The 14,186-nt window shown below is 65.9% G+C and carries 13 protein-coding genes; 1 reads left to right on the plus strand and 12 read right to left on the minus strand.

Features of this window, described 5'->3' with window-relative positions; translation table 11 throughout:
• Positions 1-111 precede the first annotated feature (111 nt).
• Positions 112-1,932: an ABC transporter ATP-binding protein/permease gene (locus F618_RS0106015; protein ID WP_018951124.1), complete on the plus strand. Its 1,821-nt coding sequence runs from the start codon at positions 112-114 to the stop codon at positions 1,930-1,932.
• A 245-nt stretch (positions 1,933-2,177) separates the two neighbouring features.
• On the opposite strand, the gene arfB is transcribed toward F618_RS0106015, so the two are convergent.
• From arfB to F618_RS0106075, 12 genes are all read right to left on the minus strand, one after another.
• Positions 2,178-2,594 (minus strand): alternative ribosome rescue aminoacyl-tRNA hydrolase ArfB, encoded by a 417-nt coding sequence (gene arfB, locus F618_RS0106020; protein ID WP_018143971.1) that lies wholly within the window; start codon positions 2,592-2,594, stop codon positions 2,178-2,180.
• A gap of 7 nt (positions 2,595-2,601) precedes the next feature.
• Positions 2,602-2,916, minus strand: a complete 315-nt coding sequence (locus F618_RS0106025; protein WP_019568044.1) for a hypothetical protein — start codon at positions 2,914-2,916, stop codon at positions 2,602-2,604.
• A 182-nt stretch (positions 2,917-3,098) separates the two neighbouring features.
• On the minus strand, positions 3,099-4,691 hold the full coding sequence (locus F618_RS0106030) for a peptide chain release factor 3 (RefSeq protein WP_019563445.1): 1,593 nt from the start codon (positions 4,689-4,691) through the stop codon (positions 3,099-3,101).
• 131 nt (positions 4,692-4,822) lie between these two features.
• The gene (locus tag F618_RS0106035; protein ID WP_038050166.1) at positions 4,823-5,629 is read right to left on the minus strand and encodes a tetratricopeptide repeat protein; all 807 of its coding nucleotides are present in this window, start codon (positions 5,627-5,629) and stop codon (positions 4,823-4,825) included.
• Between the two features lie 174 nt (positions 5,630-5,803).
• The gene (gene rimI, locus F618_RS0106040) at positions 5,804-6,283 is read right to left on the minus strand and encodes a ribosomal protein S18-alanine N-acetyltransferase (RefSeq protein ID WP_018938867.1); all 480 of its coding nucleotides are present in this window, start codon (positions 6,281-6,283) and stop codon (positions 5,804-5,806) included.
• Positions 6,284-6,374: 91 nt separating this feature from the next.
• Positions 6,375-7,118 carry a uracil-DNA glycosylase family protein gene (locus F618_RS0106045; protein WP_019568045.1) on the minus strand — a complete coding sequence of 248 codons (744 nt, stop codon included), beginning with the start codon at positions 7,116-7,118 and terminating at the stop codon, positions 6,375-6,377.
• 4 nt (positions 7,119-7,122) lie between these two features.
• The gene (gene pssA, locus F618_RS0106050) at positions 7,123-7,953 is read right to left on the minus strand and encodes a CDP-diacylglycerol--serine O-phosphatidyltransferase (protein ID WP_018176075.1); all 831 of its coding nucleotides are present in this window, start codon (positions 7,951-7,953) and stop codon (positions 7,123-7,125) included.
• Entirely contained in the window at positions 7,950-8,624 is a 675-nt protein-coding gene (locus tag F618_RS0106055) for a phosphatidylserine decarboxylase (RefSeq protein ID WP_018938865.1), read from the minus strand. The genes pssA and F618_RS0106055 overlap by 4 nt, the downstream gene beginning before the upstream one ends.
• A 61-nt stretch (positions 8,625-8,685) precedes the next feature.
• Positions 8,686-9,702 (minus strand): ketol-acid reductoisomerase, encoded by a 1,017-nt coding sequence (gene ilvC / locus F618_RS0106060; protein WP_019563448.1) that lies wholly within the window; start codon positions 9,700-9,702, stop codon positions 8,686-8,688.
• An 85-nt stretch (positions 9,703-9,787) separates the two neighbouring features.
• Positions 9,788-10,282 carry an acetolactate synthase small subunit gene (gene ilvN / locus F618_RS0106065; RefSeq protein WP_018143980.1) on the minus strand — a complete coding sequence of 165 codons (495 nt, stop codon included), beginning with the start codon at positions 10,280-10,282 and terminating at the stop codon, positions 9,788-9,790.
• Between the two features lie 22 nt (positions 10,283-10,304).
• Positions 10,305-12,023, minus strand: a complete 1,719-nt coding sequence (ilvB, locus tag F618_RS0106070) for a biosynthetic-type acetolactate synthase large subunit (RefSeq protein ID WP_019568046.1) — start codon at positions 12,021-12,023, stop codon at positions 10,305-10,307.
• A gap of 330 nt (positions 12,024-12,353) precedes the next feature.
• Complete coding sequence (locus F618_RS0106075) at positions 12,354-13,937, minus strand: DNA mismatch repair protein MutS (RefSeq protein ID WP_019568047.1); 1,584 nt, start codon at positions 13,935-13,937, stop codon at positions 12,354-12,356.
• Positions 13,938-14,186 lie beyond the last annotated feature (249 nt).

A 14,186-nucleotide genomic window follows, 5' to 3' on the forward strand; every position in this document is an offset into this window, starting at 1 on the left:
ACCGCTGACCTTCCTCGGACGCAGGGATGAGCCGCTACTCAACGCGCGCCCATGTGCGAATTCCGCCGCGCCTCTCTAAAGTAAGCGACCTACCCAGCCCCGGACTCCCCCATGCGCGGTCATTCCAGCGTGCACGATGCGCCCGACGAGGCGATCAACTGGCGCATCGTTCGCTCCCTGTTCCCCTATCTCGCGGAGTTCCGCGGGCGGCTGTTCCTCGCCCTCGGGCTGATGGGCCTGGCCAAGCTGGCGACCGTGCTGGTCCCGCTGGCACTGAAATACATCGTCGATCACTTCGAGGATTCCGGCACCGACGCGCTGGTGACAGTACCGGTGGCACTGGTGGTGGCCTACGGCCTGTTGCGCTTTGGCGGCACCCTGTTCGGGGAACTGCGCGACGCGGTCTTCGTGCGGGTGGCCGAGCGCGCCATGCGGCGGGCGGCCCTGCGCGTGTTCGAACATCTGCATCGGCTGGAGCTGAGCTTCCATCTGGCGCGCGAGACCGGCGGGCTGGCGCGGGACATCGAGCGCGGCACCAGCGGTATCAGCTTCCTGCTGCGCTTCATGGTGTTCAACATCCTGCCGACCATCATCGAGATCGCGATGGTCGCGGTCATCCTGCTGATCGCGGTGGGCCCGGTATTCACCCTGACGGTGATCATCGCGGTGGCGGCCTACATTGCCTGGTCGGTGTGGATTACCGAGTGGCGCACCCGCTTCGTCCGCGAGGCCAACCAGCGCGACAACGAGTCCAACACCCGCGCGATCGACAGCCTGCTGAACTACGAGACGGTGAAGTACTTCGGCAACGAGGGCTTCGAGGCCCGCCGCTACGACGAGGGCCTGGCCACCTGGGAACAGGCGCGCACCAAGAACGTGCTGTCGCTGGTGCTGCTGAACTCGGGGCAGGCCCTGATCATCGCCGGCGCGATCACCGTGATGATGCTGCTGGCCGCCAGCCGCGTGGCCTCGGGGCAGATGTCGCTGGGCGACCTGGTCATGGTCAACGCCTACATGATCCAGCTGTTCATGCCGTTGAACTTCCTTGGCTTCGTCTATCGCGAGATCCGCCAGTCGCTGGCGAACATCGAGCGCCTGTTCGGGCTGCTGGAGAAGCCCGTGCAGGTCGAGGACCGGCCGGACGCACCGGATCTCGAGGTCACCAGCGGGCAGGTGCGCTTTGAACAGGTCGCCTTCCACTACCAGCCGGAGCGCCCGATCCTCGCGGACGTCTCGCTCGAGATCCCCGCCGGGCACAAGCTCGCGGTGGTCGGGCCCAGCGGGGCCGGCAAGTCCACGCTCGCGCGTTTGCTGTTCCGCTTCTTTGACGTGACCGACGGGCGCATCACCATCGACGGCCAGGACATCCGCGAGGTGACCCAGCAGAGCCTGCGCCGCGCGATCGGCGTGGTCCCGCAGGACACCGTGCTGTTCAACTCCAGCATTCGCTACAACATCGCCTACGGCGACCCGGAAGCGTCCGAAGAGGCGATCTTGCGCGCGGTCCACCTGGCGCACCTGGACGACTTCATCGAGCGCCTGCCCGACGGTCTGGACACGGTGGTCGGCGAACGCGGGCTCAAGGTCTCCGGCGGCGAGAAACAGCGCATCGCCATCGCCCGCATGCTGCTCAAGGACCCGCCGATCCTGGTATTCGACGAGGCCACCTCGTCACTGGACTCGGGCTCGGAGAAGGCCATCCTGCAGGCCCTGAACGAGGTCTCGGCGCGGCGCACCACGCTGGTCATTGCCCACCGCCTGTCCACCGTGAAGGACGCCGAACAGATCGTGGTGCTGGATCAGGGCCGCGTAGTCGAACGCGGCACCCATCGCGAACTCCTCGCCAGGAACGGCGCCTACGCCCGCCTGTGGCAACACCAGCAGGAACACGAACCCACCACCGCCAACGCAAGCCCGAACGCCGGGGACTAAACCCTTGTTCACCACGGAGGGGACAGAGAAAACAGCGAAGTGGAAGTGGAAGTGAGATACGGGTATTGATTGCAGCCCGGGTTACCGCCGGTTAACCGCCGCTGCTGCGTGCGCTTGGCGGCACCCCGCACCCTTGACGGATCACGCACATCAGAGCCTTTCGAATTTCTCCTTGTCCTTCGTGCTGAATACGCCCTTGAATTCCTTCATTGCTTCGTGCGCTTCGTGGTGAACCGAGAAGTGAATCAGTCCGGGTCGACGCGGCCGCGCAGGGCCTTCTTGCGGCCGCGCTGGGTCTTGCCCTCCAGGCGGCGCAGCTTGGATGCGCGGGTCGGCCGCGTGGCCTTGCGCGCCTTGATCGGGCGGCCCGCCTCGCGCAGCAGCTCCGCCAGGCGTTCGAGCGCGTCCTCGCGATTGGCCTCCTGGGTACGGTACTGCTGCGCCTTGATGACGATCACGCCCTCCTTGCTGATGCGCTGATCGCGGCGGCGCAGCAGGCGTTCCTTGTAGACATCGGGCAGGCCGGAGGCGCGGATATCGAAGCGCAGGTGAATGGCCGAAGCGACCTTGTTGACGTTCTGGCCGCCAGCCCCCTGGGCACGGATCGGAATCAGCTCGATCTCGTGCTCGGGGACGCTCACGCTGTTGGAGATTTGCAGCATCGCGGGATCAGCGAAACTCGCCGCCAAGGATCCGGCCGTCGTCGTCCAGATCGGCGAAGAACCGACTGTGATCGGTGCGGTATTCCTGGGTCACGATGTCGCCGGGCAGCACCAGCATCACGTCGGGGTAGACGCGCCCGAATTCCGCGGGTGTCGGGCGGCTCTCGAGAAAATGCAGGAACGGGTTCATCTGCTCGACCGTGCCCGGACGCGGCTCGGGCCCGTCACCCCGGGTCTCGGTCTTGTGCACCGAACAGGCACCAACGCCCAGCGCCAGCACTACAACCACCAGGGCCGGGGTCCATCGGAAATTCAACGCCATGCAAACCTCCTGCGCAGGCAAGATGCAACGTCATTGCGAGGCGCCGAAGGCGCCGCGGCACCCTCCAGAAGCTCGCACCCCAGCTAGATCCGATAGCCCACGGGAGATTGCTTCGTCGCTTCGCTCCGCGCAATGACGGGCCAATGTCCCGCGCGCCGAGGGGGTAGTTAGGAGCGCGGAGGTTACTCCGTCGGCTGGCCGTGCTCGCGGGTCGACTGGAAGCGGATCTCCGGCCACTTCTCCTGCGCCATCTGCAGGTTGACCCGGGTCGGGGCGATATAGACCAGATCGCCGCCGTGGTCGATGGCCAGGTTGGTCGCCGCCTTCTCCTTGAACTCGTCGAATTTCTTCGGATCATCGCTTTCGACCCAGCGCGCCGTCTGGACGTTCACGTTCTCGAACTGTGCCTCCACCTTGTACTCGGTGCGCAGGCGTTCGGCGACTACCTCGAACTGCAGCACGCCGACCGCCCCCAGGATCAGGTCGTTGTTGGTCAACGGGCGATAGAGCTGGGTCGCACCCTCCTCGCACAGCTCCTGCAGCCCCTTGGCGAGCTGCTTCATCTTCAGCGGGTCCTTCAACTGCGCGCGACGGAACAGCTCCGGGGCGAAGTTCGGCACCCCGGTGAAGGTGAGGTCCTCGCCCTGGGTGAAGGTATCCCCAATGCGGATGGTGCCGTGATTGTGGATGCCGATGATGTCACCGGGATAGGCCGTCTCCACATGCTCGCGGTCGGAGGCCAGGAAGGTCAGCGCGTCCGGGATCTTCACGTCGCGCCCGATGCGCACGTGGCGCAGCTTGGCGCCCTTGTCGAAGGTGCCCGAGCAGATGCGCATGAAGGCGATGCGGTCACGGTGGTTCGGGTCCATGTTCGCCTGGATCTTGAACACGAAGCCGGTGAACTTCTCCTCGGTCGGCTCTACCTTGCGCGAGTGGGTCGGGCGCGGCAACGGGCCCGGAGCATACTCGACGAAGTCGTCCAGCAGTTCCTCGATCCCGAAGTTGTTGATCGCCGAGCCGAAGAACACCGGGGTCTGCGCACCGCTCAGGTAGGCCTCCGGGTCAAATGCGTGCGAGGCGCCCTGCACCAGCTCCAGTTCCTCGCGCAGCTCCCCGGCCTGCGGCCCCAGCACCTCGTCCAGGCGCGGGTTGCCCAGGCCCTCGATAATCTCGCCGGTGGACTTCTTGCCGCCTTCTTCGGGGTCGTACAGATGCACCGCGTCGCGGCGGAGGTGATAGACGCCACGGAAGCGCTTTCCCGAGCCGATCGGCCAGGTGATCGGGGCGCACTGGATCTTCAGCACTTCCTCGACCTCGTCCAGCAACTCGATCGGATCGCGGCCCTCGCGGTCCATCTTGTTCACAAAGGTCATGATCGGCGTATCGCGCAGCCGGCAGACCTCCATCAGCTTGATGGTCCGTTCCTCGACACCCTTGGCGGCGTCGATCACCATCAGCGCGGAGTCCACTGCGGTCAGCGTGCGATAGGTGTCCTCGGAGAAGTCCGCGTGTCCCGGGGTGTCCAGCAGGTTCACCATGCGGCCCTTGTACGGGTACTGCATGACGGAAGAGGTGACCGAGATGCCACGCGATTTCTCCATCTCCATCCAGTCGGAGGTGGCATGGCGCGCTGACTTGCGCCCCTTGACCGTACCGGCGAGCTGGATCGCGCCGCCGTACAGCAGGAGCTTTTCGGTCATGGTGGTCTTGCCGGCGTCCGGGTGCGAAATGATCGCGAAGGTCCGGCGTCGGCGGGTTTCCTCGATAAAGGACATGAATACGGGCCGCTTGAATCAAGCCCGTCAGTTTAACGCGAAAGCGCGGGTCCGGTTCATCTTTCCGGGTGCCCAACATGCAAACGGCCCCGAAAAACGGGGCCGTTTGCATGGGTTCAGGCGCTGCCCGATCAGCGCGCCGAGGCCGCCTGAAGCGCGGCGTTCTGTTCCTTGAGGCGCCCCTGGGCAGTCACCAGGTCACGGTTGTTCATGCGAGTCTCCAGCGAGGCCAGGCGTTCCCGGTCGTCCGCCATGCTGTACCAGACATGTGCCTGCACCAGATCACGTTCGACCCCGCGACCGTTCTGGTGCAGGCGACCCAGCCCGATCTGGGCATGCCGGTAGCCCTGCTCCGCTGCAGCGGTATACCAGCGCGCGGCGGCGGCCGGATCACGCGAGGTGCCCTGACCATTCTCGTGCATCAACCCCACATAATACTGCGCGGCAGGCAGTCCCTGATCTGCCGCCTTGCCCAACCACTCGAGTGCGGCGGTCGGATCCTGCTCGCCATTGGCCAGATGGCTGCCCAGCCAGTACTGGGCATCGGCATGACCCAGTTCCGCCGCGCGGGAGTAGTGTTCGTGACTGCGTTCGGCGTCGGCCGAGGTGCCCTTGCCGGTCGCGAAGAGGTAACCCAGATAGTAATGCGCACTGGCGTGGTCGGCATCCGCAGCGCGAGCAAACCAGCGCAGGGCCTGATCGTAGTCCACCGCCGTGCCGCGCCCGGCGTAGTTCGCCATGCCCACGTCGAACATCGCCGCCGTATTGCCCTTCTGTGCGTTGCTTTCACGGATCTCGTACCAGACTTCCAGCAGCTCCTGCTGGCGCTCGGCCTCGTCATAGCCGAAGGCCTGCTGGGCATGGGCAAGCCCTCCGGTAGCCAGGAGCGGCAGCGCCAGGGGGAGCGAAACAAACAATGCACGTAGGGATCGGGACATGGGTTACCTCATCCGGAGTCGGGGCCAATACCGAGTTCGATCATAGACCCGGGGGGTGACCGCCACAACGCGGAGATCCCGGGACGAGAACCCAAGGCGGCAAAACCCGACCGGGTTACGGATTTTGCACCCGACGCTGTGACTGACTTCACACTCCGGCGCCGAACCGACACATCATGCCCCGGCGGGTGCGGCGCAGCGACGCGTCAGCACCCAGGCATCCTCGCGGCCGCTGGGGAGCGGGTAATAGCGCGGACGGGTACCGATATGCTCAAAGCCCTCGGAGCGGTAGAGCTGCACCGCCGCCACATTGGATGGGCGCACCTCGAGGAACAACGCCTCTGCATCCTGACTGCAGACATAGTCAAACAGGCGACGGACCATGAAACGGCCAAGCCCGTTGCCCTGCCAGCGCGGGTCCACCGTAAGGTTGAGCAGGTGGGCCTCGCCGGCGGCCACCGTCAGTACACTATGCCCCACCTGGCGACCATCCACCGCCAGCACCCAGCAGTCGTAACCCACCCGAAGACAGTCCTCGAAGATGCGGGCGGTCCAGGGGTACGCATAGGCCTCGCGCTCCACGCGCATCACGCCTTCCACATCCGCCACCTGCATGCGGCGCAACTCGGGCTGGACGCGGGGTTCGGCACTCATGACGCAGGCTTCTCCAGCAGCAGTGAAGGAAAGGACGGGGCGAGGTGTCGTTGGTTCGGAACCCTGCGACTCGGTCAAGGTTCCCAATCCCTCAATCAGTGAGCGGTTTTGACAGACAGGTCCGGGCGCGCTGCAGGTCCTGCCAGGCACGGGCCTTGTCGCCCGGCTTTCGCAGCAGGTAGGCCGGGTGGTAGGTCACGACCAGAGGAACGCCCTGGTAGCGCTGCTCCGTGCCGCGCAGCCGACCGAGAGGCTCGTCCGTCGCCAGCAAGGCGTGGGCCGCTACACGCCCCAGCGCCACAATGACCTCTGGCTGGATCAGTTCGATCTGGCGATCGAGAAACCCGCGGCAAGCCGCGGACTCCTGGGGGTTCGGGTCACGGTTCCCGGGCGGGCGGCACTTCAACACGTTGGCGATAAACACGTCGCGGCTCCGGTCCAGGCCCAGCGCCCGCAGCATGTTGTCCAGCAGTTGCCCCGCACGACCCACGAAGGGCTCGCCACGGCGGTCCTCTTCCGCACCCGGGGCCTCGCCGACGAACAGCCAGCGCGCGCGCGGGTCGCCCACCCCGAACACGGTCTGCGTGCGTTCGCGGGCCAGCTCGGCGCAGGCATGGCAGCCGCGCACCCGCGCCTCCAGGGTCTCCCAGTCCAGGGTATCGACCGCGGCGTCCGGCGCCCCGGCATCCACGACCTCGGCGCGCTCGCCCACCACAGGGACGGATTCCGTCGGAGGCGCCGCAGCCTCGGTCTTGTCCTCCAGCGCGATGCGCGAGCGCCACACCGGAATGCCCATGTCCGCGAGGATGCGGCGCTGGCGCACCGACAGCGACACGCGGTTACTCCCCCGACGGCGCCCGGCGACGATGCCGGCGCCAGCGCTCCAGGGTCAGTAGCGGCCCGGACAGGGCATAGATGACGAAGGCCGCCAGCAGGACCTTGGGCGGATCCAGGGCCAGCAGCATCAGGGCCAGCACCACCCCGACAATCGCCAGGAAAGGCACCCGATGCTTGAAGTCCATGTCCTTGAAGCTGAAGTAGGTCAGGTTGCTGACCATCGCCGCCCCGGCGAGCACGGTGACCACCAGGATGCCCACCAGATAGGGGTCGGCCAGCTCCGCCGGGATGCCCCAGTCCTCCAGCACCCAGACCATGCCCACCAGGATCGCGGCGCTGGCGGGGCTTGGCAGCCCCTGGAAAAAGCGCTTGTCGCTGACCGCGAGCCGGCTGTTGAAGCGCGCCAGGCGCAAGGCCGCGGCGGTGGCAAAGAAGAACGCCGCCACCCAGCCGAAGTTGCCGAGGTCGTGCAGTTGCCAGAGGTAGACCACCAGCGCCGGGGCCACACCGAAGGACACCAGATCCGACAGCGAGTCGTACTGCGCGCCGAACTCGCTCTGGGTATCGGTCATGCGCGCGACGCGGCCATCCAGGGTGTCCAGCACCATGGCCACGAAAATCGCGATGGCGGCGGTGATGTATTCGCCATTGATTGCGGACACGATGGCGAAGAATCCGGAGAACAGCACCCCGGTGGTGAACAGGTTGGGCAGCAGATACACCCCACGGCGGCGCCGGCGATGCGGCGGCTGGTCGTCGGCGACGGTATCCTCGCCCTCGATGTAGTCCGGCTCGGGATCCGTCCGTCGGTCGCCTTCGTCCCCTGCACTCATTGCAGCACCTCCGCCGCGCTCTCGTCGTCCCCGGTCGCCTCGGATTCGGGTAACCCGCCGAGCAAGGCCGAACCCGCCAGGACCCGCTGCCCCGGCTCGACCATCACCTGCGCGCCGACCGGCAGCCAGACCTCGAAGGTACCACCAAAGCCGGCAAAGCCCATGCGCTTGCCGCGTCCCAGGCGGTTGCCGGGGACGTTGTTCTGCATGCGCACCATGCGGGGCCAGTGATCGACGCTGAGCGCCAGGGTCAGCCGGGTGCCCTCGTCGGTCTCCAGCGCATAGGCCAGACGCCCCTCCAGCTGGGCATCCGGCACCTCGTCGGTCTCCTTGCCGGGCCAGACCCGTTCGCGAATCTCGGCCTCCTGCGGGGCGTGCACGTTGTATTCGCCCAGGCGGCGCTGACGCAGGCGGATGCAGACCGCCGGCTTTTTCGTAAACGGATCCCGGGTCTCGGTAATCGACTCGATCGTCCCATCAGCCGGGGCGATCACGCCCAGGGCCGGTGCCGGGGCCTTGCGCCGCACGTTCCGGAACAGCCCCATCAGGGCCACGGTGAGGATCACCATGAACAGGCCCAGCTCCGCCTCCCCGACCAGCAGCGTAATCACCGTCATCCACGCGGCGATGATGACGAACAGACGGCCTTCGGGAGCTAGCGGAAACAGCATCGGGTGCTCGAGAGAGAGGACGCCCTGCGACAGACCGGAATGTCCATCGCAGGGCCTCGCATCAGTTGCGGGACTTGTCGACCAGCTGGTTGGCCGTGATCCACGGCATCATGGAGCGCAGACGCTCGCCGACCTGCTCGATCTCGTGGGCGGCGTTCAGGCGTCGGTTGGCGGTCATCGACGGGTAGTTCATCGCGCCTTCCAGGATGAACTGCTTGGCGTACTCGCCGTTCTGGATGTTGCGCAGGGCCTCGCGCATGGCCCAGCGCGACTCTTCGTTGATCACCTTCGGGCCGGTCACGTACTCGCCGTACTCGGCATTGTTGGAGATCGAGTAGTTCATGTTGGCGATGCCGCCCTCGTACATCAGGTCGACGATCAGCTTGAGCTCGTGCAGGCACTCGAAGTAGGCCATCTCCGGGGCATAACCGGCCTCGGTCAGGGTCTCGAAGCCCGCCTTGACCAGTTCCACGGCACCGCCACACAGCACGGCCTGCTCGCCGAACAGGTCGGTTTCGGTCTCGTCCTTGAAGCTGGTCTCGATGATGCCAGTACGCCCGCCGCCGATCGCCGAGGCGTAGGACATGGCGATGTCGCGCGCCTTGCCGGAGGCGTCCTGCTGGATGGCGATCAGGTCGGGGATGCCGCCGCCACGCACGAACTCGGAACGCACGGTGTGGCCCGGGGCCTTGGGCGCGATCATGATCACGTCCAGGTCCTTGCGCGGCTCGATCTGGTTGTAGTGGATCGCGAAGCCGTGGGCGAAGGCCAGGGTCGCGCCCTGCTTCAGGTTCGGCTCCAGCACATCGCGGTACAGCGCGGCCTGGTACTCGTCCGGGGCCAGCACCATGATCAGGTCGGCGCCGGCGGTCGCGGCATCGACATCGGCCACCGTCAGGCCGGCCTCTTCGGCCTTGGCGCGCGAGCTGGAGCCGTCGCGCAGGCCGACGGTCACGTCCACGCCGGAGTCCTTCAGGTTGTTCGCATGGGCGTGGCCCTGCGAACCGTAGCCGATGATGGCCACCTTCATGCCCTTGATGATGGAGAGATCGGCGTCTTTGTCGTAGTAAAGATTCATCGCAATTTCCTTGATATCAGCCCCCAGCGGGGCCCATGGCAAACAAACGAGCCCCGCCCCCGCAACGGGGGCCGGGCCCGGGGATTCAGATTTGCAGGGCGACGTCGCCCCGGGCGATGCCCATCACGCCGGAGCGCACGACCTCCAGGACAGTAAACGCGTCGAGGGCCACGAGGAAGGCGTCCAGCTTGGAGCCCTCGCCGGTGATCTCGATCACGTAGCTGTCATGGGCCACGTCGATGATCCGGCCGCGGAAGATATCCGCCAGGCGCTTGACCTCCTCGCGCTCGGCGGCCTCCGGCACACGCACCTTGACCAGCGCCATCTCGCGCTCGATGTGCGGATAGGCGGTCATGTCCAGCAGCTTGATCACGTCGATCAGCTTGTTCAGCTGCTTGGTGATCTGCTCGACGATCTCGTCGGAACCGCTGGTGACGATGGTCATGCGCGACAGCGACGGGTCGTCGGTCGGCGCGACAGTCAGTGATTCGATGTTGTAACCCCGTGCGGAGAACAGCCCGGCCACCCGCGAGAGGGCACCGGATTCGTTTTCCAGCAGGACACTAATGATATGACGCATACGGCTCTTCCCTGTACCCGGCTCAGACCAGGATCATTTCGTTCTGGCCGGCACCGGCCGGGATCATCGGATACACGTTCTCGGACTGGTCGGTAATGAAGTCCATGAACACCAGGCGGTCCTTCTGCGCCAGGGCCTCCTTGATCGCGCCCTCGACGTCGCCCGGCTGGGTGATCTGGATACCGACGTGGCCATAGGCCTCGGCCAGCTTCACGAAGTCCGGCAGCGCATCCATGTAGGACATGGCGTAGCGGCCCTGATAGAAGAACTCCTGCCACTGCCGGACCATGCCCAGGTAGCGGTTGTTCAGGTTCAGGATCTTCAGCGGCAGCTGGTACTGGAAGCAGGTCGACAGCTCCTGGATACACATCTGGATGCTGGCCTCGCCGGTAATGCAGCCCACCGTCGCCTCCGGATGCGCGAACTGCACGCCCATCGCAAACGGCAGACCCACGCCCATCGTGCCCAGGCCACCGGAGTTGATCCAGCGATTGGGCTTGTCGAAGCGATAGAACTGCGCCGCCCACATCTGGTGCTGGCCGACATCGGAGGTCACGTAGGCATCGCCCTCGGTCAGTTCCCAGAACTTCTGCACCACGTACTGCGGCTTGATCAGCCCGGAGGTCTGGTCGTACTTCAGGCAGTCCTGCGCCTGCCATTCCGCGATCTGTTTCCACCAGGTGGCCAGGGCCTCGGCGTCCGGCTTGCCGCCGGCCTCGTTCAGGCCCTTGATCAGTTCGCGCAGCACCGGCTCTACCTCGCCGACGATCGGCACGTCCACCTTCACGTTCTTGGAGATGGAGGACGGATCGACATCCACGTGCACGATCTTCGCATGCGGACAGAACTTCTCGATGTTGCCGGTCACGCGGTCATCGAAGCGCGCGCCAATGGCGATCAGCACATCCGCGTGGTGCATGGCCATGTTGGCCTCGTAGGTGCCGTGCATGCCCAGCATGCCCAGGAACTGCTTGTCCGACGCCGGATAGCCACCCAGCCCCATCAGGGTGTTGGTGATCGGATAGCCCAGCTGGCGGGTGAACTCGGTCAGGGCCTCGGAGCCACGCCCCAGGATCACGCCGCCGCCGGTGTAGATCATCGGCTGCTTGGCCGACAGGATCAGGTCCACCGCCTTGCGGATCTGGCCGGTATGCCCCTTCGTGGTCGGGTTGTAGGAGCGCATGTGGATGCTCTCCGGGTACTCGAACACGCAGGTATCGGCGGTCACGTCCTTCGGGATATCGACCACCACCGGGCCGGGACGCCCGGTGGTCGCCACGTAGAAGGCCTTCTTGATCGTGGACGCCAGGTCCTTCACGTCCTTGACCAGGAAGTTGTGCTTCACGCAGGGACGCGTGATCCCCACGGTATCCACTTCCTGGAAGGCGTCGTTGCCGATCATGCTGGTCGGCACCTGGCCGGTGAACACCACCAGCGGCACCGAATCCATGTAGGCATCGGCAATCCCGGTAATCGCGTTGGTCGCGCCGGGGCCCGAGGTGACCAGGGCCACGCCCGGCTTGTCGGAGGACTTGGCATAGCCCTCGGCCGCGTGCACCGCACCCTGCTCGTGGCGCACCAGCACGTGGGAGACCTTGTCCTGCCGGTACAGCGCATCATAGATGTGCAATACCGCACCACCGGGATACCCGAATACGACTTCGACGCCCTCGGCCTGGAGGCTGCGACAGAAGATTTCGGCGCCGGTGATGGCGGTGGCGGAGCTTGCGGACTCGGACATGGTGGTCGACTTCCTTACCGGGGGCTTGTGCACGATCGTCGGGCGATCACGCACCACAAATCAAAATAGCCCACCATTCTAATATGAAATCGCCCCCATTTCACGCCATAAAGCGGATGGGCACGCGGCAGACGTCGCGAGGAGCCAGCGATGTAGCCACCTGCAAACGGGGCTGGCTGACCCCGCCGGCCTGCCGGTCCCGCGAGATTGCCACGGCCCCTGGCGGGGCCTCGCAATGACGGGGTTGCGAGCACCGTCATCGCGAGGAGCGCAGCGACGTGGCGATCTGTTTGGGCGGCCCCGACGTCAAACCGAGCGGGCGCGGCAAGGTCAGCTGTGCTCGCCCCCGGCCTGCGCGGTGGGCAGCTCGGCGAAATGCTCGCGGGCCCGCGCCACCAGCTGCGGTGGCAGGCCGTTCTTCTCGGCGATGGTCAACCCGAAGGAGACCCCCGGCTCGCCGATCAGCAGCCGGTAGGTGGGCGACAGGGTGTCCGCGTCGAACTGCATCGAGGCATTCACGATGCCCGCATGCTGCGCCGCGTAATCCTTCAGCGGTGCCAGGTGGGTATTCACGATCCCGCGCGTACCGCGGGCGCGCAGCTCGTCCAGCATCGCCATGGCGAGGGCTGCACCTTCGTCGGGGTCGGTACCGGTACCCAGCTCGTCCAGCAGGATCAGGCTCTCGGAACCCGCATGGTCGAGGATCCGCTTGAGCACCTCCACATGTCCGGCGAAGGTCGACAGATGGTGGAACAGGCTCTGATGATCACCGACATCGACCATGACCCGATCAAAACGACCGATGCGACAGTCCTGCTCGGCCGGGATATGCAGCCCGCACCAGGCCATGGTGACCAGCAGGCCCAGGGTCTTCAGCGCGACCGTCTTGCCGCCGGTGTTCGGGCCGGTAATCAGCAACAGCGGCTGCTCGCCATCCAGCCGGATCGACAGGGGAACCGGCTGCGGGCCGTTCCCCTCGGCGAACTGCAACAGCAGCAGCGGGTGGTAGGCCTCGATCAGCTCCACGCCGGCCTCGGGCTCCAGCCTCGGGGCATGGGCATTCATCTGCGCCGAAAGCTGTGCGGCGGCCGAGGCCAGATCAATCCAGGTCAGCGCGGTCAGCATCAGGTCCAACGGCTCGCCATGCTGGCGCACCCCATCGGTCAGCTCGCGCAACAGACGCTGCTGTTCGGTGTTGATCTGACTGTTGACCGTATCGAGCTGGTTGTTCAACGGGACCGCCTCGATCGGCTCCACGATCTGGTCGCGCCCACCCATCGCGGTGCCCCGACGCACACCCTTGACCGCCCCGGCCGCGTCGCCGCGCAGCACCATGACTGCGCGCTCCTGGTGCCACTGCACCTTCAGCGCATCCTCGCCCTTCTGCGCAAGATCGGAGTCCGCCAGGCGCTTTTTCACCACCGCCTCGACCTCGTCACGCAGCCGCCCGCGCTGCCCGAAGGCCTCGACCAGCTCGGCGCTGGCGTCTTCGCGCAGCGAGCCGCCGGGGTTCAGGCAGGCAGCCAGGCGCTCTTCCAGTGCCTCGGGTGGGTACAGCTTGTTCAGATCCGCCGGATAGATCTCCGGGGTGTCGGCCAACTGATCCGCCAGTTCACGGGCCTGGCGCATGATGACCTGGAGATTGTGCAGGGCCTGTACCGGCAAGGCCGAACCGGGGTTGGCCGCCTGGCGCAGCGCGGCACGCACATCCGGCAGCTGGCCCAGCCGCGGCAGCGTGCCGGCATCCAGACGCTGGCGTGCGACGGTCACCGCCTTTTGCAGCGCCCGCGCCGCATCCAGATTCGGCGCCGGTTCCAGCCCGCGCGCGGCGTCGGCGCCATAGGGCGTGGCAGTCAGGCGCTCCAGCAGACGCTGGATCGCGGGGAATTCGAGGGCCTTCAGATCAACCTGCATGGGCTCGGACCTTGTGTATTTCGATTCAATACGGAACAAATTCGAAGTCGCCCGTCATTGCGAGGAGCGCAGCGACGAAGCACAAAAGCAGCATAGCTGCGTTGAACGGCCGCAGGCCGGCCCGAAGGGCGAGCGAAGCGAGTAACCTCCTGAAGCTTGCAGCGCGCCCGCAATCCAGAATCCGGTGGTTCCGGACGGAGGTTGCTTCGTCGCTGCGCTCCTCGCAATGACGGGAGGTAAAAAGATCGC

Source organism: Thioalkalivibrio sp. ALMg13-2, assembly GCF_000381185.1.
GTDB classification, from domain to species: domain Bacteria; phylum Pseudomonadota; class Gammaproteobacteria; order Ectothiorhodospirales; family Ectothiorhodospiraceae; genus Thioalkalivibrio; species Thioalkalivibrio versutus.